The following is a 19,719-nucleotide window of genomic DNA, read 5'->3' on the forward strand; positions in this document are numbered from 1 at the left end:
ATCCTTTAAGAGTGCGTTCACGCCAAAACGATCACATTATACACAGCAATCTCAATCAGATGCTATTGCTTCTGACATGGTTGCCAATGCTTGTTCAATGTTATCGCTATCCAACCAAGTTAAATCATTCCAGCTGCGTAACCAGGTGATTTGTCGCTTGGCCAATTGACGAGTTGCGCATACGCCACGAAATATTGCTTCGTCACGTGTACACTCTCCGTCTAAATACTCCCACATCTGTCTGTAACCAACACAACGAATAGATGGCAGATCCGGATGAAGATCTTTCCTCGCGTGAAGCGTTTTCATTTCATCTTCAAATCCAGAAGACATCATTTTTTCGAAGCGAAGTTCAATTCGACGGTGAAGTTCTGCCCTATCCTTGGGAGCAATTGCGAACTGTTTCACTCTAAACGGAAGGCTATCGCCTTTAGTTTGAGTCAGTTCAGTAAGAGTTTGACCTGAAATACGAAAAACTTCCAATGCTCGAGACAAACGCTGAGGATCATTAGGATGAATTCTCGCAGCCGATACAGGATCAATCCCCTTAAGCTCATCGTGCAACACTGACCAACCTTTAGTCAATGCTTCTTGTTCAATTTGCTGACGAATTTCAGGATTTGCAGCAGGAAGAGGAGATAACCCCTCTAGCAGCGCTTTGTAATACAACATAGTTCCACCAACAAGTAGCGGAATTTTCCCCTCAGAAACAATATCATTCATTGCCTTAAGCGCATCACGACGAAAATCTGCCGCAGAATAAGATTCGCTCGGATCTAAGATATCGATAAGACGATGTGGCGCAAGGCTAAGTTCGCGTTCATCGGGTTTTGCTGTTCCAATATCCATACCTTTATAGATCAAGGCGGAATCTACACTGATGATCTCAACGGGATACTTTTGGCGTAGACGAATGGCTAGCTCTGTTTTACCTGATGCTGTTGGCCCCATTAAAAAGAGTGCCAACGGTAGTTTGTCTGTCATGGTTTCAATTTGGCAATTGTGGCAGAGAAATCAACAGCAGAGACAAATTTAAGGTCTTCTAGTGGTAATTGACCATGTCTTAGCTGTTCAAGTTCCGCAATAATTTGAATGGCTTCGGAGAGAGTATAGTGGCTCTTAACCGTAGTGACCTGCATAGCAAGCCAATTTATCAGCTCTGATAACATCGAAGCGTCTGCGCTCTCTCCTCTCACACGCGTTTGCGCGTAAGATAGCAGATCTGGGATCAAAATTTGTAGGTTTTGTTGACGCAGTGGCGAGGGCACCCCCATCACCATCAAGGCTTTGTCATTGCGCGCCTTTAGCTGAATACCCAACTGGTCAAAATCTTGCTGATAATCCTGAGCAAACTGAATCAGTTCTGGCTCCAGTTTTACGGACAACGGAACTAAAAGAGGCTGAGCCTTTAAGGCCTCATCTCTTGGTGTGAGCTGACCTTTCGTTCGATAGAATTCAGCCCTTAGTAGAGAAACCAAAGCCACACCGCTATCGCTACTCATCAGCACAAACTGATCATCCACCACCACCAACGCTTTGCTTAATGCCATTACTGGCGGTGAGGCAGTTTCTACACGTGTGCTTACCGGAACCTTATGCGTTTCTGCTTGAGGGTTAAAATCCGGAGTTTGCAACAGTTCATGATAAGCTCGAACTTCTTGTTTCGTCGGTGCAGGCTCGGCATGACGCTGGTCTTTGTTTGAACTTGGTTTAGGCGCTGGTTTTGACTCAATCCAATCCGTTCGCTTGAACGAATCCGTCGCACGTGCTTCTCGCACTGAGGAGTCACTGGTTGCACGATCGCGTGGTGCGGCTTCATAATCCGAACGTCCCGGATAAGCAGGAATGTTGTCAATGGCTTGATAAACCTGCTCTGGCACAGGAGGTTGGACAGATTGAGGCTCATTCACTCGATCCGGAGTGGGTTCAAAATCCTCAACATCATCGACGGTCTCTGCATGATGAAAGGCGGATTGATTCACATGCGGTTTATCAATCACTGAGCTTTGAACAAGCACATCCGCTAGAGCTTGATAAATAAAGTCATGCACTAATCGCGCTTGATGGAAACGCACTTCATGTTTAGCGGGGTGCACATTGACATCGACTTGATGTGGATCGAGTTCAATAAACAGCACGTACGCAGCAAATTGATCGGACTTTAAGCTCATCTCGTAGCTTTGTCGGATAGCGTGATTAATGAGCTTGTCACGCATCATACGTCCGTTCACATAACAGTACTGCAAGTCACTTTGTTGTCTTGCGCCCTCTGGTGTTGTGATCCAACCGTGAAGTTTTAGGCCTTGATGCTCTAACTCAATGCGTAACATATGGCGTACGAAGCCATTACCACATACCGCGGCTATGCGCTTTTCGGTTTGAAGCTGATTTTTTGCCGCACGATATTGACGGACCATTTTCCCGTTATGACGAACATTAATAGTCACATCAAAACGACTTAACGCGATGCGCTTCAATAACTCATCAATGTGAGCAAATTCCGTTTTCTCTGTACGCAAAAACTTACGTCGCGCAGGCGTGTTGAAAAATAAATCTAAAACTTCAACCGACGTTCCAATCGGATGCGCCGTCGGCTGCAATGTTACTTTCATGTCACGCCCTTCAGAATAGGCACTCCATGCTTGCTCTTGTGTTGCGGGGCGAGAGGTAATGGTCAAGCGAGATACAGAGCTAATACTGGCTAACGCTTCACCGCGAAAACCTAAACTCATGATGGCTTCTAAATCATCCAAAGTGTGTATTTTAGAAGTCGCATGGCGGCTGAGCGCCAGACCTAACTCATCTTTCACAATCCCTTTACCGTTATCACGCACGCGGATCAGCTTAGCGCCGCCTTTCTCGATATCAATATCGATACGTGTAGCGCCAGAATCGAGACTGTTTTCTACCAATTCTTTCACGACAGAGGCGGGTCTTTCGACGACCTCCCCTGCCGCAATTTGGTTTGCCAATCGTGCTGGCAAAATCTTAATGGTCATGATGAGTTAAGCGCTCACTTACTTATTAGGAATAATCAGTACTTGTCCAACGGCAAGTTCATCAGAACGTAAGTTATTTGCCTTACGGATGCTCGATACACTGACGCCATATTTTGCTGCAATCTTACCTAAATATTCTCCGCGAGCTACTTTGTGCTTACGAATCGGCTTATCTTTCACTGCCACCGTAATTTTAAGCTTTTGCCCGACCCAAAGCGTGTCTGACTTCAGATTATTTTGGCGGCGGATATCGGCAATTTTCACTTTGTAGTGGCTAGCAATCTTACCGAGGAACTCACCGGATTTAACCGTGTGTGTGATCGTCTCCGTTTCAACCGTATTGGGTTTATTCGGAATAGAAACCGAAACCGCACCAGAACCAGGGATTTTCAGTTTCTGGCCAACGGCTAGACTGCTTGATTTAAGCTTGTTCTCACTCATGATCGCCTTGGTTGACGTACCATATTTTTGAGCAATAACTGAAAGCGATTCACCGCGTTTCACGGTATGAACCGCTGGCTTGGCTGACGATGAGAACACGGTTCCCTCTGGTGGATTATCTTTTAAATATTTCACCACCGCTTTGGAGATCGCTCGTGCCAATTTGTCTTGGTGTGAACGCTGGAACAACAGTTTTTCTTCAGTCGGGTTTGAAATAAAACCGGTTTCAACCAACACCGATGGGATCTGTGGTGAACGCAATACTGCGAGACTGGTATTAATTGGTTTCGAGTTATGCAAACGCGCAACCTTGCCCATTTCACCTAGGATCTCAGTGGCAAGCTTATAGCCCTCTTTTTGTGAGTGACTAAATTGCAAATCCAACAACGTTTGGTTTACGTTACGATCACTGGTATTGCTGACGAATGCAGTGCCTGAACCACCTAGCAACTCAGACTGCTTCTCATGGTTTTCCACCCAACGAGATATCTCCGTATTTGCTCGGCGAGTATTAAGAACAAATACCGAACCACCACGCGGCTGAGGAGAAGTGAAGGCATCCGCATGGATCGATATCAACAAATGCGCGTCATTTTCACGAGCGATTGCCACTCGACGATTGAGGTTAACGAAATAATCCCCTTTACGTGTCATTTTTGTCTTAATACCCGGAACCGCATTAAGTTGAGCGGCAATCTTATGAGAAATACTCAGTACCGCATCTTTTTCGTACTTACGTCGTGATGGACCGATTGAACCAGGGTCTTCGCCTCCGTGACCAGGATCAATAACAATCAAAATCTCTTGCGCACGCTGAACCGTACTCATGTCTTTGCTTGGTGTTGATGGTGTACTCGGCTTGGCCTTTGCTGGCGCCGTTGATGTTGTTTTACCGTGTGGCAAATCAATGACCAAACGATGACCATACTGGCCACCAGGCGTTGGCTTCAATTTAAAGACTTCAGCTTTCACACTTTTCTTTAACTCAAATACCAAACGATACGTATTTTTATCTGGCGGAGAGCTCTTGCGAACAAGCTTTAATACTGGACTATCCGTTACCGTCACAGGCAACTTAGCTTTCATCACGGTGTTATTAATATCCACCACTAGCCGATCTGGTCCAGAGAGAGAAAAATAAGAATAGTCCGCTTCCGAGCTCAGATCGATGACAACACGCGTTTCATCTGGGGACGGCCAAACTCGGAAACTTTTAACGACGTTAGCAAATGCTAAATTGGGGATGATAAGGAGAAAAGTGGCGACTAACGCCGCCACTGCTCTAAATTTAGAAAGACTCAACATAGCTCCAATCGACTGAGTAACTGTACACCATATTCATTATTCGCCGTTAATTCGGCAACACGCTGCTCGCCTTGGTAGCGAATGTCCACATCTAAATCAGGTTGTGGCAGCAATCCATGCCCTTTTTCAGGCCATTCGACTAAACAAATTGCATCATCCGTAAAGTAATCTCGAATACCCATAAATTCCAATTCTTCAGGATCGGCAAGTCGGTAAAGATCAAAATGGTAAACTTGCCATTTATCTAACTGGTAAGGCTCAACCAGAGTATAGGTTGGGCTTTTTACGTTTCCTTGATGACCAAGAGCACGGACAAAACCACGACTGAATGTTGTTTTACCTGCGCCTAAATCGCCATGCAGGTAAATGGTGGTCTGTTGAGAACAAAGCTGAGCTAATGCGGTGCCCAGAGCTACCGTTTCATGCTCATCTTTAAGATTAAATTGTTTCGTGCTCATTAATGTTTCTCTAACTGATGATCGTTGACTATATAAAAATCAAAAGAACAGGAATAGTAAACTGTGTTGGTTTTGAGAGACAAGCTTTCAAATGTCATATGTGCGAAAAAAGTAGCCAAAATGATGAAAGCTAATCCTATGATCTTGTTAAGTACGTTAACGGTCTTGACCATAACACTTTCCGTTTTTATTCGCTGGGTTCAAAACCTATTCCGAGACTTTCTGGTAGCACCGACTCCTAAGATCCGTTAAGATCCGCCCCCCTTTATCTTGGTGGTAAAACATGAACTACGAACAACTCGCACAACAAATCAAAATTTGGGGTAAAGAGCTCGGCTTTCAGAAAGTTGGTATCTGCGATGTTGATCTTAGTGAACATGAGGCCGCTCTGCAAAAATGGTTGGACGCTGGTTATCACGGCTCAATGGACTGGATGGCTCGTCATGGCATGATGCGCGCGAGACCCAGTGAGCTTTTACCAGGAACCGTACGCGTAATCAGCGTACGCATGGACTATTTGCCACCGGAAGCAAAGTTTGCCTCTAATTTAGCGAACAAAAACCACGCTTACATTAGTCGTTATGCACTAGGACGTGATTACCACAAGCTCGTAAGAAAACAATTAAACAAACTTGGGCAACTTATCGAACAAGAAGTTGATCAATTGGGCTATCGCCCCTTTGTCGATTCTGCACCAATTCTCGAACGTCCATTAGCCCAAAAGGCTGGGCTGGGTTGGACGGGCAAGCACTCCCTCATCTTAGATAAAGACTGTGGTTCATGGTTTTTCCTTGGTGAATTACTTATCGACTTGCCATTGCCCATCGACGAAGCAAGCATTGACCAATGTGGAAAATGTCGAGCATGTATAACGTCTTGTCCAACTCAAGCCATTGTGGATGACAAAGTTGTCGATGCTCGACGCTGCATCTCTTATCTCACCATCGAGTTTGATGGCGTGATCCCAGAAGAGTTCCGGAAACCTATGGGGAATCGCATTTATGGTTGTGATGATTGCCAGTTGGTTTGCCCTTGGAATCGCCATGCGGAAATCACCGAACAAGAAGACTTCCATCGCAGAGATGGTTTTATCGAGCCCGATCTCGTTACGATGTTTCTATGGGATGAATCCCGTTTTCTAAAACAAATGGAAGGTTCTGCGATCAGACGAATCGGACACCTACAATGGCTACGTAATATTGCCATTGCACTTGGCAATTCTGAATATAGTCTGCGTGTGGTAGAAGCGCTAGAAACGCGCCAAGGTGAAAACCCAATGCTAGATGAACATATTGAATGGGCATTAACTCAACAGTTTAATCAAACGCCATTAGAAAGTACGGGGTCTATTGAAACCAAGCAGAAACGATTAATTCGAATTGTTGAAAAAGGACTTCCTAGAGACGCTTAAGACCTAGCGTATATGCATGCAATTGAAAACAACAATTACATGCTCAATTCATGATGCTGTTCTCAATTCTGAAATGTGGAAAAACAAAAAGCACCCAGAACAAAATGGGGTATAAAAAAAAGTTAAACACAACTTCGGGAAATGACTAGGATCAAAAAAATGCAAGTTAATGATCCTAATTTAACGTACTCGATCCCCACTCCTGGCGGTATTTTTATTTATAAACAATGACTTATAAGTCAAATGTCTGACCTTATTATCTGCAAAAATAAAAAAGATCTTTCTTTTCTTCTTTTAAAAACCTAGCTAAAAACACTTTATCAACCAACTTATCCACAGAACGATGTATGTGGATAACTCTGTGAATTGAATAGGTTAAACTCAACCAAACACCAAGTCATTGATTATTGAACGAGCTCTTGCACTGTTTAATACACAGACAAAATCGCCCAACATCTGATGATGTTGATTAAAAGCTTATTTTTGGGATTGATGCTTCTCAGCATTATGAAAAGAGCGAAATGAGTGGGATCTAGAAACCAGGAATAAGTCTGAGTTTCATATCCAAAGATGGCTTAAATACGATAAAACTAAGTAGCTATCTTAAAGATTGGTTGCGGGGGCCGGATTTGAACCGACGACCTTCGGGTTATGAGCCCGACGAGCTACCAAGCTGCTCCACCCCGCGTCCGTATTGCATCACCGTTAAGTACGATGTGAACTTTGTTTTCGCATAAGAGAAAGTAGGACTACATACATTCTCTAAGAAAATTGGTTGCGGGAGCTGGATTTGAACCAACGACCTTCGGGTTATGAGCCCGACGAGCTACCAAGCTGCTCCATCCCGCGTCCGTATTTCATCGTCAAGTACGACGACAACTTGTACTTTCTGCTTAAAGAAAGTGGAGCGACACACGAGGTTCGAACTCGTGACCTCAACCTTGGCAAGGTTGCGCTCTACCAACTGAGCTAGTGTCGCATCATAAACTGCCTGAGCGTTATGCTAAATAACATTCAAACTGTTTTGAATTTGGTTGCGGGGGCCGGATTTGAACCGACGACCTTCGGGTTATGAGCCCGACGAGCTACCAAGCTGCTCCACCCCGCGTCCGTATATTATTGTAAAACTGGCTGAAAAACAAAATCTACGCAAAAGCGTATCATTTATCAGGTGAGAATTACAATGCACTGTTAAGCACAATGAAAGCTATAAAGTTGGAGCGACACACGAGGTTCGAACTCGTGACCTCAACCTTGGCAAGGTTGCGCTCTACCAACTGAGCTAGTGTCGCAAAATCACTGTTAAGCACAATGAGGGCTATAAAGTTGGAGCGACACACGAGGTTCGAACTCGTGACCTCAACCTTGGCAAGGTTGCGCTCTACCAACTGAGCTAGTGTCGCAATATCACTGTTAAGTACAATGAAAACTATCTTGTCCACTTAAAGAAAGTGGAGCGACACACGAGGTTCGAACTCGTGACCTCAACCTTGGCAAGGTTGCGCTCTACCAACTGAGCTAGTGTCGCAATGTCACTGTTAAGTACAATGAAAACTATTTTATCCACTTGAGAAAGTGGAGCGACACACGAGGTTCGAACTCGTGACCTCAACCTTGGCAAGGTTGCGCTCTACCAACTGAGCTAGTGTCGCATCATAAACTGCCTGAGCGTTATACTGAATAACATTCAAACTGTTTTGAATTTGGTTGCGGGAGCTGGATTTGAACCAACGACCTTCGGGTTATGAGCCCGACGAGCTACCAAGCTGCTCCATCCCGCGTCCGTATTTCATCGTCAAGTACGATGACAACTTGTACTTTCTGCTTAAAGAAAGTGGAGCGACACACGAGGTTCGAACTCGTGACCTCAACCTTGGCAAGGTTGCGCTCTACCAACTGAGCTAGTGTCGCATCATAAACTGCCTGAGCGTTATGCTAAATAACATTCAAACTGTTTTGAATTTGGTTGCGGGGGCCGGATTTGAACCGACGACCTTCGGGTTATGAGCCCGACGAGCTACCAAGCTGCTCCACCCCGCGTCCGTATTTCACCGTTAAGTACGATGATAACTTATACTTTCTAATTAAAGAAAGTGGAGCGACACACGAGGTTCGAACTCGTGACCTCAACCTTGGCAAGGTTGCGCTCTACCAACTGAGCTAGTGTCGCATCGCAAACTGCCTGAGTGTTATGCTAGATAACATTCAAACTGTCTTGAATTTGGTTGCGGGAGCTGGATTTGAACCAACGACCTTCGGGTTATGAGCCCGACGAGCTACCAAGCTGCTCCATCCCGCGTCCATGATCACCATTTTAAGCATGATGATAACTTATACTTTCTACTTAAAGAAAGTGGAGCGACACACGAGGTTCGAACTCGTGACCTCAACCTTGGCAAGGTTGCGCTCTACCAACTGAGCTAGTGTCGCATCAACAACGTTTCCGCTGTTCAGGGCTGCGAATTATAAGAGCATTTTTTTGTGATGCAAGTCCTTCGTTCAAAAAATCTTTAAATTTTTACTGATCGACGAAAAAGCAAGCAAAACGTTCATTTATTACAACAATTTGGATCACAGCCTTAACAGTTAGATCGTAAAGATCGTTTCACGATAGTACTTAAGCTCTGCAATTGACTCTCGAATATCATCCAGTGCCAAATGTGTTCCTTGTTTAGAAAAACCATCGAGGACTTCTGGTTTCCAACGGCGTGTCAGTTCTTTTAGCGTGCTTACGTCTAGATAGCGGTAATGAAAATACTCTTCGAGCTCTGGCATGTGTTTATAAAGAAAACGGCGGTCTTGACCAATGCTGTTACCACAGATCGGAGATACACCTTTAGGCACCCATTTTTCCAGAAATTCGATGGTTTTCGCTACTGCATCTTGTTCTGTAATGTCACTATTGCGTACACGTTCAACCAAGCCGCTTGCTGTATGGGTATTCGTGCACCAATCATCCATCTTAGCCAATTCATCTTCAGGCTGATGTACTGCTAGTACTGGACCTTCTGCCAAAATGTTTAGTTCACTATCAGTGACGATAGAGGCGATTTCAATGATTTTGTGCGTCTCAGGATCAAGTCCTGTCATCTCTAAATCAACCCAAATTAAATTTTGATCGCTAAAGGACATGGTTACACTGCCTATTTGTTTATCGATAAAAGAGGTACTATACCTGAAAATACTTGAAACACGATACTCACAAACCTGAGTCGAGATCGAACTCAATCGTTTGATTGACCCCATATTAAGTACAACATTGTGGCAAAAAAGAAAAAGTTAACCAAAGGTCAAGTGCGTCGCGTACGCAGCAACCAACAAAAGCGTCTTAAGAAGCAAGAAGATTCCGTTCAATGGGATGAAAGCATGCTTGGCGCAAGCAAACAGGGATTGGTCATCACTCGCTTTGGTCAGCACGCTGATATCGAAGATTTAGAAACGGGTGAAATACAGCGCTGTAACCTTCGTCGCGGCATTGAGTCACTGGTTTCTGGTGATCGCGTGCTTTGGCGAGAGGGGCTAGAGTCCATGGCAGGGATCTCCGGCGTTGTTGAAGCGGTGGAGCCTCGTTCATCGATGCTCACTCGCCCAGACTATTACGATGGCCTAAAACCGGTTGCTGCCAACATCGACCAGATGGTGATCGTCTCTTCAGTGCTACCAGAGCTTTCTCTTAATATCATTGACCGGTACTTAGTTGCTTCAGAAACGCTCAGTATTGCGCCATTGCTCGTCTTGAACAAGGTTGACCTGTTAGAAGAAAAAGACCGCGCAACGTATGAACAATGGCTGACTGAATATCAGCGCATCGGCTATAAAGTTCTGTTTGTTAGTAAAAAAACAGGGGAAGGTATTGCTGAGCTTGAGGTGCAACTAAGAGATCGTATCAATATCTTTGTTGGGCAATCCGGTGTCGGAAAATCCAGCCTTGTCAATGCGCTGATGCCAGAACTAGAACAAGAAGTGGAAGAGGGTGAAGTATCCGAAAACTCCGGATTAGGGCAACATACGACCACTGCGGCACGTCTTTACCATATCCCAACTGGTGGCGACCTTATTGATTCACCGGGAGTACGTGAGTTTGGACTTTGGCATTTAGAGGCGGAAGAAGTCACCAAAGCTTTCGTAGAATTCCGCCCTTATCTTGGTGGCTGTAAGTTCCGTGACTGCAAACACAACGATGACCCTGGCTGCATTCTGCGTGAAGCGGTTGAGAAAGGTGACATCAATGAAACGCGCTTTGAAAACTACCATCGCATTCTAGAAAGCATGGGAGAAAACAAAGCAAACCGTCAGTACTCACGCAGCAAAAAGGCAGACTTGTAACTGAGTAGAGTCTGCGATTGTGTAAGAAAACATCACCTAATACTGACAAGCAGATTAAATTTCAGTAACATCACGCGCCCTAAAGCGAGAATCTAACAGAAGTATCGGAAATAAAGATGGACAAGATTAAAGTTGGACTGCAGTACTGGATCCCACAACACGGGCTAACGCGCCTTGTGGGTAAACTGGCTTCAGCTGAGGCTGGCGGTCTAACAACAGCAATCATTCGCTGGTTTATCAAACAATACAATGTGAACATGGATGAGGCAAAGCACTCCGATCCTAAACACTTCAAAACCTTTAACGAGTTCTTTGTTCGTGAGCTCAAAGATGGCGCACGTCCAATTACTGATGGTGAAAAAGTGATTACTCACCCTGCGGACGCATGCGTAAGCCAATTCGGTCCGATTGAAGATGGTCAGCTAATCCAAGCTAAAGGTCATAACTTCTCAGCACAGGAACTACTTGGTGGGGACGCAAAACTGGCAGAAGAGTTCCAAGACGGTTCTTTCGCAACCTTGTACCTGTCGCCTCGTGACTACCACCGTGTTCATATGCCATGTGACGGAACTCTACGCCAGATGATTTACGTTCCTGGTGATCTGTTCTCAGTGAACCCACTAACCGCAGAGAACGTACCGAACCTTTTCGCACGCAACGAGCGCGTAGTATGCATCTTTGACACAGAGTTTGGCCCAATGGCACAAGTACTGGTTGGTGCAACCATCGTCGGTAGCATCGAACAAGTATGGGCTGGCACCATCACGCCACCTCGTGGTAACACGGTGTTCAAATGGGATTACCCTGCAGAGGGTGACAAAGCCGTTATCTTGAAGAAAGGCGAAGAAATGGGTCGCTTCAAGCTTGGGTCAACCGTTATTAACCTGTTTGCTAAAGATGCTATCGCATTCGACGAAAGCATGGAAAATGGCAAGCCGACGGTAATGGGAACCCCTTACGCTCATCAGCAGTAAACTCTTCGCTCAAATCTATCTTAACTAGCCTCCGTTCTCGGGGGCTTTTACTATTCCATTCTCCAAAACACGCATTACCCACTCCATTTCTTAACTAAAAATCAAACAATAAAAATACAATTTAGATCAAAAAATTTAACACAACCACGTGTATCACATTGATATGGTAAATATTGCTTATTAAAGTATTCACTCTTCTAACCATTTAGAAGTAATACGTGGCACTTATGCTCACGTTATGGATGAATAAATTATAAGGAACATGTAATGCGTTTAACGAAAGTTGGTTTCGCGGTGTCCGCGGCCCTCCTGGCTTCAGCCTGTAGTGACGATGATTCATCACCAAGTGTGGTTGAACCCGCCAAACTCAATTTTTCCATTCAAGGTATCGCGACTGATGCACCAGTTTCAAATGCAGCAATCACGGCCACAATTGGTGACAAAGTCATTACCACGACTGCAAATGCTACCGGCTTATATTCTCTTGATTTTGAATATGAAGACGGCTCGTTAACTGGCTCCGAAATGGTACAAATCACCGCCAAAGGGGAAGGGGACCAAGCTCATATTGAACTCACAAGTCAACTCGGTTCATTTGGATCTCTAATCGAACAAGCAGGTGACGACGCAACGCTAGAGCAAGAAGAATCTTCACGAACAGCGATCACTCAAATCAGCACGGCGATGCATGTCTTAACTAAGCAACTTGGTAAAGATATTACTAGCGATGAAGCACTTATGGCGGCCGAATCATCTGTCGATGTAGAAACACTACTTGAAATCAGTGCCATTATTAAAGTTTTAGCCGACAACCCTGATTACACACCAGAAAATGAGGAAAGTATCTTGGATATACTTACCGCCTCTGATCAAGGTGTCGAGACTTCCTTAGAGGATTACTTTGCTAAAAACAAAATGCTTGATGAATCGGGGGAATTGATTCCTGAGTTATTAAAAGCTGTTGAACAAGCAAAGCAACAAACCATTGAAGATCCATCAGTAACTCCTAACTTTACTCGTGATGAGATTGAGGGTACTTACGTACTCCATGCCTCTGTGGCTGATGGTTGGGTTCCTGCTTATGGCGATGTCCTACGCATCAATGAAAATAGCCAAGCTTGGGTAACTGATACCTCTCGATATTATGACCTTACGAATGATGATGACGCTAACTGGACGGTCATGCCGACAGGACAACTCTATATTTCGTCTTTGAATAGCAATGAATCCCAAAACTACTGGTCGCTTGACGACATCGTTGATTTTTTTGGAGAAGAGATACTCGCGACGCTTCCTCAACCTCATAGTCCGTCATACAGAGTGATTGAAACGTTAAGAGGCATTAAATTGACCAAATTAACGAAAGGTAAAGAAAGTAAAGTTGCCGCGAAATACATCTACCAGAAAACGCTTGATGACCCAGAATTAGCCGATGTCGCTTGGCCTGATGGTCTGCCAACCACCACCATTGAATCTGATCAAACGGCAGTGTTAAGTAAAACCGACCAAGAAAACCTCATTTGGCAAGAAGCCCCTAGCGGAGACTGGGTGCTACCAGTGATCAGTGACATAAAAGGACTCTACGATCAAACAGCCCTACCTTATATTGTTCACCAGCAAGTAAAACTCGATGACAACATGTCTGTTTTGGACTCTGCAGGCAATGACTTAGGAAAGTGGGCTTTTGAATCAGGCAAGCTAACCATCACTTCCCCTGATGATTGGAGTATCTCTTACCAACCATATACCAAAGTTGACGGACTCATTAGTGCCCAGGTGTCAGTAAGCATCGATGACAAACAGCAACATTCCTTAAAATGGATAGCGCCATTCGCTCAACAAGAAAGCACTCTTGCTGACGACTTTGTCCAAGAAATGCCAAATATACTAGGGGCATGGATTAACGCCTGGAGAGTAAGTGACAATAATGCTGAATTACCGGATATTGGCAGCGTTTATGGTTATAACTTTACCGAAAATGGCGAAGCGTCTTGGGTATGGACAATGTACGATGAGGAAAATAAACCTTACTTCTTCACAGAAGAGAGCACATTCCAGCAATGGTCTACTCCCGAAGAACATCAATACCTCCTGACAGGAAACGTTAACTATGGTGATTACATACGTGAGCGTGAACGCACATGGACAACAATTGGCACACTAGAAAACGGGCAGCACCTCGTTTTGGAGTATTCACACATGCGCCAAGGGTACCCTGTAGACCCGAACAGTTTCGAGGAAGGTTATTGGGTATTCCCTCGTATAAATGTACTCAAACCAATTGATCTTTCGGTATATGAAGAGGCATACCAGTTAAGCAAAGAGAAAGGTTCAATTACTGAATAAGCCTACTTTGGCATGTATAAAGCCTCTGAGTTTTTACTTAGGGGCTTTTTTGACAAAAAACAAAACTCTGTTCGAAATTTAACCTTTCTTATCCAAACTCATACTCACCTCTAAGTCCCTAAAAACTCAATCGTTTAATCTAGCATCAGGAATGAACTGTGTAAGGGGCAGCCGATGCCGAAGATGAATACGGACACACTGGTTAAATTACTGGTGTGCTTATTAGTTCCACTGGGCGTCTTGATGATGCCGATCGATATGATTCCAATTGACGACCTCACCTTAATCCAACATCGTCTTCTGGCAATATTTCTTCTTGCAGCATTGCTGTGGGTACTTGAGCCCGTCCCCGTTTTTGCTACTTCAATTCTGATTATCGCTCTCGAATTAATCATGATCTCAGACAAAGGGTTACACTTGTTTCGCAATCCTCCACCAGGACACGATTTAGGCGATTTGATTGCGTACACCGATATTTTTTCCGCCTTTTCCTCCCCTATCATCATTTTATTCATGGGCGGTTTTGCTCTCGCGATTTCCGCTTCAAAATACGAACTTGATAATAATCTCGCCCGCGTATTGCTCAAACCATTTGGCACTCAACCTAAGTTCATCATGTTAGGTTTAATGTTGATCACGGCTGTGTTTTCCATGTTCATGTCGAATACCGCAACAACCGTGATGATGCTCGCTTTGCTCGGCCCCATCGTGGCCGCTGCACCAAAAGGGGATTTAGGTGTTAAGGCGTTAGTGTTGTGCATTCCTATTGCCGCAAACACTGGTGGTATAGCAACACCAATCGGGACCCCTCCTAACGCAATTGCACTTCAATACTTAACGGGTGATAACAGTATCGATTTCCTTTCTTGGATGATGATGGGCTTACCTTTCGTGTTAGTGCAGCTCACCATTGCTTGGTTCTTACTACAAAAACTATTCCCTAGTAGCGAACCAGAGATGAAGTTGCGATTAAATGGTACGTTTAAGAAGAGTTGGCGTGCCATTGTGGTTTATATCACCTTCGCCATGACGATCGTACTGTGGATGACAACCAAAATACACGGGATGAATACCTACGTTGTCGCCATCATCCCACTTGCAGTGTTCACCCTTACCGGCATCATGGGTAAAGAGGAGCTAAAGCTGATTAACTGGGATGTGCTGTGGTTAGTGGCCGGTGGTATTGCCATTGGTATTGCTCTGGATAAAACTGGACTGGCAGAAGCCCTAGCCCACGCCATTGATTACGAAGCATTGTCGCCATTTGCGGTTGTGGTTGCACTTTCCATAGTGTGTTGGTTGATGGCGAACTTCATGTCCAATACGGCAACTGCGAACCTATTAATGCCCATCGCGGCGGCCATTGGTGTATCTATGCCTAGCTTGGCAGCCATTGGAGGGTTACAAGGGTTACTTGTTGTTGTCGCGTTCTCTGCATCACTAGGTATGATTTTACCCGTTTCAACACCGCCAAATTCACTGGCATATTCAACAGGCTTAATCGAAAGTAAAGACATGGCCAAAGTCGGCTTAATCATCGGCTTAGTTGGTTTATTTATCGTTTACGGCGCCGTTCTCATATTATTCTAGAACGCGGACCCACTGAGGTGTGAACAAACACCTCAGTGGGTCTTCAACGATTTCTTTACTATCTGATCTATAAACCAATTTTCTTTAGAGTCCGCTCTCATATTCATTCAACAAATTTTTGAGCATTATTTGCACGAATTTCCTCAAGTATATCGAATGAATGTCGATATATACCTTACAGCCTTTCATGTCACTATTCGTACTTGAATCGTCTCATATCACTTGGAGTCACTGATAGTGACATTGAACTTCTTGTCTGTTTTATGAAGGTAGGACAATGAGAAACACAATAAAATTAAAAATACAGATTGCGATTGCAATCATTATCGCCATTGTTAGCGGCGTTCAAGCTTGGGTGTCAGTAAATCAACTGCGTGAAGAAACGTCCTCAACGCTGAACCGCGAAATCCAAAACATTTCTTACTCCACAGGTAATTACATCAGTGATTGGCTTGCGATTCGCAGCGACATGATGCTCGCCAACGAAAACCTGATCGCAAACGCTGACGATGCGGATAGGGAAATGCTATTAACGAAACGAGCAGGTAAATTCCTTTCGGTATACGCGGGATTCTCTGACGGCACTATCGCCTACGGAGACAAGACAGAATCTTGGCCATCCGATTATGACCCGCGTACTCGCCCTTGGTACCAAGATGCGATGTCTCAATCTAAGCTGATCATCACTGAGCCTTATCAAGATTTTGATGGCAGTGTTGTTGTGAGTTTTGCAAAAGCCTTTAACCAAGGAAAACAAGGTGTACTGGCTGCTGATCTAACCGTTACCGATATCATCAATGAAGTGTTGAATATTAAAATAGATAACGATGGATTTGCATTTCTCGTCGATGGAAACAACAACCTTGTTGCTTACAAAGATGAAAATTTGAGCCAAAAGCCTCTCACTGACCTTAACCCTAGCCTTACGCAAAGCACCATGATGGACCTAGCCAATGATGCTAAATTGGATACGATCTCATGGCCAAATCAAGGTGACAAGCTGATTTATGTCGCCAACGTGCCGGGCACAGATTGGTCATTAGGCATCGTTCAAGACAAAGAAATGGCATTTGCCTCAGTTTCCGAACAAATGACTTTTACCATGATGACCTCTATCGTGCTGTACTTGATTATCGCAGCGATCAGTACTTACATCATCACGCGCTTGCTCAGCCCTCTCCAAACGTTATCCGAGGCTATTTCTGAACTGTCTCAAGGCGAGGGGGATTTAACTCAACGCATTAAGATTGAACGTATGGATGAAATTGGTGAGCTGGCAACGCACGTGAATCAATTTTTAGCGCAGATGCAAGCCATGCTAAAAGGCATTGTAGAAAACAGCGAACAACTTTCAGAGCAAGCAAACCAAGCAAACGAGTTGTCCGCAACGGCGGCTGGGCATGTTGAACATCAACAAAATGATGTCAACCAAATTGCGACAGCGATTCACGAAATGTCAGCAACAGCGGCAGAAGTCGCAAGCCACGCAGAACTGACGGCAAGTGCTTCACAAAACTCTGCATCGGCATGTATTGAGGGACAAAATGTCATTCAGAAGAACCGTGAAGCGATTGTCGAGTTAGCAGAACAAGTGAGCGATGCCGCAAGCGTGATTTCTGAGTTGGAAGCGAATACGCAAAGCATCAACCAAATCCTGTCAACCATCCAAGGTATTGCAGAGCAAACCAACTTGTTGGCACTCAATGCCGCAATTGAAGCCGCGCGTGCTGGTGAGCAAGGCCGTGGGTTTGCCGTGGTTGCAGATGAAGTACGCGTACTGAGCCAACGCACTCATGGTTCAACGGAAGAAATCCGTACCATGATCGAAACATTGCAAAACAACACTAAACTGGCGGTTCATAGCATGCAAAGCAGCACCAGCTTGGCAGATACCAGCGTTGATTATGCTCAGCAGGCACACGACAGCCTAACGAGCATCACTAACTCAATCACAGAAATCAACGACATGGCAATGCAGATCGCAAGCGCAGCAGAAGAGCAACGTGCCGTGAGCGAAGACATCAGCCGCAATACACAAGGCATCAAAGACGATGCTGACGTCATTGCCGAGCAATCACTCAAAAGCAGCGAAAGCGCACGTCAGATGTACGATACCGCCAATACGATGCGTGAAAACATCAGTCGCTTTAAAGTGTAATCCTCCCCATCAAAAGCAGCTCGTTGAGCTGCTCAGATTGATGACGAACCCCGCTTTTTAAGCGGGGTTCTTTTTTGGAAGCGACCGTAGGTCGCGATCGCGATATTTTTTGTTATATCGTGCGCAGAAGTTTCCATTCATTACATAGGCATACAGAAGCAAGTATTTGCCTTATTTCTGCCATGTTTAAGCCCATTTTTCGTAGATAACTCATCACCAACGCTATCTTCTTGATGTTTTGAGCTGCTGCTGCCAACCAACATTGCATTTGCACATTGGCTAGACCTCGAAAGCGAGCATAACGATGACCATGATGTTGCTTGGCGTCTGCGAAGCTCCGTTCTACGGTTTCACTTCGACGTCGATAAGTCTTTTTTCCGTAGGAAGAGAGCCGCATTTGATTTGCTCTCTCTACTGCATCGCTATAGATATGCCGAGCAATCACTTTCTTCATGTTTTTGCTTTGAGTGCAGTCATTCCTCATTGGACAGAACGCACACTCTTTGGGGTCTGAATGGTATTCTCGGTAGGCATCACGTGATGTGGTTTTATAAAGCAACTCCTGACCATTCGGGCATTGGTAGCTGTCTCTTTGTGCGTCGTAAGTAAAGTGTTTCTTTTTGAATGTATTTTTCGTTCTCGATGGGCGTCGATAACCGAACACGCCAAGAATACCTCGACGTTCAAGTGACTCCGCCACTGGGGCGGTAAAGTAGCCTGCATCCAGTCCAACAGCTATCGGGTTCAATTGGAATGTGGCAAGCGTGTAATCTAAGCGTTGAACGTAAGGTTGTGAGTCATTGATGTTACCTGCAGTGGTATAGGTATCGAGGATAATTCCGTGTTGACCATCAACGGTTCTATGGTCGAGATAGAAGAAGCCTTGTGGCTTATTATCACGAGTCATGAAGCCACTCTCTGGGTCAGTAGTACTGGTTTTAGTATTCTTTGTTTTTGACTCTGATCCGCGAGCCTTAAGCGGCTTCTTGCCCGCTATTTCTCGGTCTAACGTGACGTCTTCATCCAGCATATCAAGATAGGCACTCGCGCGAACCGCCGTGACTTTATTGGTGTGTTTATTCTTGTTGGCGTTCGCTTTGAGATGAGTACTGTCCGTAAAGAGCTCTTGACCCGCGACCAAACCTTTCGATATGGCTTGCTCTACGATATTAATAAAAATACGTTCGAATACATCCGTGCCATTAAAGCGACGAATGCGGTTTTGGCTGAGAGTAGATGCGTGAATGACTTTCTCTGTTAATGACATCCGTAAGAACCAACGGTAAGCGACATTCACTTCAATTTCTTTAACGAGCTGACGCTCACTTTTTATGCCAAAGATGTAGCCAAGTAAGATGATTTTGAAGAGACGAACAGGGTCAACAGGTGGACGCCCATTATCTTTACAATAAAGATGAGCGACTTCATCACGAATGAATTCAAAGTCGATAGCATTATCGATTTTACGCACTAAATGGTCTTTAGGAACCAACTGTTCCATCGTTACCATTTCCAGTTCGTATTGTTGCGGAGTCGGTTCTTGAAGCATGTCGGAGTATCCATATTTCGATACCCCTATTAGATCAAAGGTCTAGCTTGAAAGCTAGACCTTTGTCAGCAGTCTGAGCAGCTCGTTGAGCTGCTTTTTTATTGGCATAAATATGCGCTTTTAGATCTTTATAAATTCATGCATATTAAAGCCTCTCCCCTG

At 44.7% G+C, this 19,719-nt stretch carries 12 protein-coding genes and 14 tRNA genes; 6 read left to right on the forward strand and 20 right to left on the reverse strand.

The window, feature by feature from the left end:
• Positions 1-51 precede the first annotated feature (51 nt).
• Genes miaA through tsaE form a run of 4 tightly spaced genes read right to left on the reverse strand, consistent with a single transcriptional unit; the run spans position 52 to position 5,203 of the window.
• A complete protein-coding gene (gene miaA, locus VA249_RS13265) occupies positions 52-984 on the reverse strand; it encodes a tRNA (adenosine(37)-N6)-dimethylallyltransferase MiaA (RefSeq protein WP_211915827.1) in 933 nt (310 codons plus the stop codon).
• The gene (gene mutL, locus VA249_RS13270) at positions 981-2,999 is read right to left on the reverse strand and encodes a DNA mismatch repair endonuclease MutL (RefSeq protein ID WP_221068247.1); all 2,019 of its coding nucleotides are present in this window, start codon (positions 2,997-2,999) and stop codon (positions 981-983) included. Before mutL ends, miaA begins: the two co-directional genes overlap by 4 nt.
• Before the next feature lie 18 nt (positions 3,000-3,017).
• Positions 3,018-4,745, reverse strand: coding sequence for a LysM peptidoglycan-binding domain-containing protein (locus tag VA249_RS13275; RefSeq protein ID WP_221068248.1), 1,728 nt, complete (start codon positions 4,743-4,745; stop codon positions 3,018-3,020).
• Positions 4,739-5,203 (reverse strand): tRNA (adenosine(37)-N6)-threonylcarbamoyltransferase complex ATPase subunit type 1 TsaE, encoded by a 465-nt coding sequence (tsaE, locus tag VA249_RS13280; RefSeq protein WP_128809964.1) that lies wholly within the window; start codon positions 5,201-5,203, stop codon positions 4,739-4,741. The genes VA249_RS13275 and tsaE overlap by 7 nt, the downstream gene beginning before the upstream one ends.
• 283 nt (positions 5,204-5,486) lie before the next feature.
• On the opposite strand from tsaE, the gene queG reads away from it, so the two are divergent.
• Positions 5,487-6,614 (forward strand): tRNA epoxyqueuosine(34) reductase QueG, encoded by a 1,128-nt coding sequence (queG, locus tag VA249_RS13285; protein WP_221068249.1) that lies wholly within the window; start codon positions 5,487-5,489, stop codon positions 6,612-6,614.
• A 611-nt stretch (positions 6,615-7,225) separates the two neighbouring features.
• Here queG and VA249_RS13290 read toward each other — a convergent pair.
• From VA249_RS13290 to orn, 15 genes are all read right to left on the reverse strand, one after another.
• Positions 7,226-7,302: transfer RNA gene (locus VA249_RS13290), tRNA-Met, on the reverse strand.
• Between the two features lie 84 nt (positions 7,303-7,386).
• Positions 7,387-7,463, reverse strand: a tRNA-Met gene (locus tag VA249_RS13295).
• A gap of 54 nt (positions 7,464-7,517) precedes the next feature.
• A tRNA-Gly gene (locus tag VA249_RS13300) sits at positions 7,518-7,593 on the reverse strand.
• 52 nt (positions 7,594-7,645) lie between these two features.
• A tRNA-Met gene (locus VA249_RS13305) sits at positions 7,646-7,722 on the reverse strand.
• 108 nt (positions 7,723-7,830) lie between these two features.
• Positions 7,831-7,906 (reverse strand) — tRNA-Gly (locus VA249_RS13310).
• A gap of 35 nt (positions 7,907-7,941) precedes the next feature.
• Positions 7,942-8,017: transfer RNA gene (locus tag VA249_RS13315), tRNA-Gly, on the reverse strand.
• A 49-nt stretch (positions 8,018-8,066) separates the two neighbouring features.
• Positions 8,067-8,142, reverse strand: a tRNA-Gly gene (locus tag VA249_RS13320).
• 48 nt (positions 8,143-8,190) lie between these two features.
• Positions 8,191-8,266, reverse strand: a tRNA-Gly gene (locus VA249_RS13325).
• Positions 8,267-8,318: 52 nt separating this feature from the next.
• A tRNA-Met gene (locus VA249_RS13330) sits at positions 8,319-8,395 on the reverse strand.
• 54 nt (positions 8,396-8,449) lie between these two features.
• Positions 8,450-8,525 (reverse strand) — tRNA-Gly (locus tag VA249_RS13335).
• Positions 8,526-8,577: 52 nt separating this feature from the next.
• Positions 8,578-8,654 (reverse strand) — tRNA-Met (locus VA249_RS13340).
• Between the two features lie 54 nt (positions 8,655-8,708).
• Positions 8,709-8,784: transfer RNA gene (locus tag VA249_RS13345), tRNA-Gly, on the reverse strand.
• 52 nt (positions 8,785-8,836) lie between these two features.
• Positions 8,837-8,913, reverse strand: a tRNA-Met gene (locus tag VA249_RS13350).
• Between the two features lie 55 nt (positions 8,914-8,968).
• Positions 8,969-9,044, reverse strand: a tRNA-Gly gene (locus tag VA249_RS13355).
• Between the two features lie 156 nt (positions 9,045-9,200).
• Positions 9,201-9,746 carry an oligoribonuclease gene (orn, locus tag VA249_RS13360; protein WP_128809962.1) on the reverse strand — a complete coding sequence of 182 codons (546 nt, stop codon included), beginning with the start codon at positions 9,744-9,746 and terminating at the stop codon, positions 9,201-9,203.
• Between the two features lie 129 nt (positions 9,747-9,875).
• On the opposite strand from orn, the gene rsgA reads away from it, so the two are divergent.
• The 5 genes from rsgA to VA249_RS13385 all read left to right on the forward strand — a co-directional run bounded on the left by rsgA (position 9,876) and on the right by VA249_RS13385 (position 18,008).
• A complete protein-coding gene (gene rsgA, locus VA249_RS13365; RefSeq protein ID WP_221068250.1) occupies positions 9,876-10,940 on the forward strand; it encodes a small ribosomal subunit biogenesis GTPase RsgA in 1,065 nt (354 codons plus the stop codon).
• A gap of 116 nt (positions 10,941-11,056) precedes the next feature.
• Complete coding sequence (asd, locus tag VA249_RS13370; RefSeq protein WP_221068251.1) at positions 11,057-11,914, forward strand: archaetidylserine decarboxylase; 858 nt, start codon at positions 11,057-11,059, stop codon at positions 11,912-11,914.
• A 267-nt stretch (positions 11,915-12,181) separates the two neighbouring features.
• Positions 12,182-14,260 carry a carboxypeptidase-like regulatory domain-containing protein gene (locus tag VA249_RS13375; RefSeq protein ID WP_221068252.1) on the forward strand — a complete coding sequence of 693 codons (2,079 nt, stop codon included), beginning with the start codon at positions 12,182-12,184 and terminating at the stop codon, positions 14,258-14,260.
• Between the two features lie 174 nt (positions 14,261-14,434).
• Positions 14,435-15,850, forward strand: coding sequence for an SLC13 family permease (locus tag VA249_RS13380; RefSeq protein WP_221068253.1), 1,416 nt, complete (start codon positions 14,435-14,437; stop codon positions 15,848-15,850).
• 277 nt (positions 15,851-16,127) lie between these two features.
• Complete coding sequence (locus tag VA249_RS13385) at positions 16,128-18,008, forward strand: methyl-accepting chemotaxis protein (protein WP_221068254.1); 1,881 nt, start codon at positions 16,128-16,130, stop codon at positions 18,006-18,008.
• Positions 18,009-18,120: 112 nt separating this feature from the next.
• On the opposite strand, the gene VA249_RS13390 is transcribed toward VA249_RS13385, so the two are convergent.
• Positions 18,121-19,557: an IS1182 family transposase gene (locus VA249_RS13390; protein ID WP_221067583.1), complete on the reverse strand. Its 1,437-nt coding sequence runs from the start codon at positions 19,555-19,557 to the stop codon at positions 18,121-18,123.
• Positions 19,558-19,719: the final 162 nt, after the last annotated feature.

Source organism: Vibrio alfacsensis, from assembly GCF_019670485.1.
GTDB lineage: Bacteria > Pseudomonadota > Gammaproteobacteria > Enterobacterales > Vibrionaceae > Vibrio > Vibrio alfacsensis.

Coding starts and splice junctions, on each gene's coding strand:
- miaA (WP_211915827.1), bottom strand. CDS start 984: ATGACAGACAAACTACCGTTGGCACTCTTTTTAATGGGGCCAACAGCA.
- mutL (WP_221068247.1), bottom strand. CDS start 2,999: ATGACCATTAAGATTTTGCCAGCACGATTGGCAAACCAAATTGCGGCA.
- VA249_RS13275 (WP_221068248.1), bottom strand. CDS start 4,745: ATGTTGAGTCTTTCTAAATTTAGAGCAGTGGCGGCGTTAGTCGCCACT.
- tsaE (WP_128809964.1), bottom strand. CDS start 5,203: ATGAGCACGAAACAATTTAATCTTAAAGATGAGCATGAAACGGTAGCT.
- queG (WP_221068249.1), top strand. CDS start 5,487: ATGAACTACGAACAACTCGCACAACAAATCAAAATTTGGGGTAAAGAG.
- orn (WP_128809962.1), bottom strand. CDS start 9,746: ATGTCCTTTAGCGATCAAAATTTAATTTGGGTTGATTTAGAGATGACA.
- asd (WP_221068251.1), top strand. CDS start 11,057: ATGGACAAGATTAAAGTTGGACTGCAGTACTGGATCCCACAACACGGG.
- VA249_RS13375 (WP_221068252.1), top strand. CDS start 12,182: ATGCGTTTAACGAAAGTTGGTTTCGCGGTGTCCGCGGCCCTCCTGGCT.
- VA249_RS13380 (WP_221068253.1), top strand. CDS start 14,435: ATGCCGAAGATGAATACGGACACACTGGTTAAATTACTGGTGTGCTTA.
- VA249_RS13385 (WP_221068254.1), top strand. CDS start 16,128: ATGAGAAACACAATAAAATTAAAAATACAGATTGCGATTGCAATCATT.
- VA249_RS13390 (WP_221067583.1), bottom strand. CDS start 19,557: ATGCTTCAAGAACCGACTCCGCAACAATACGAACTGGAAATGGTAACG.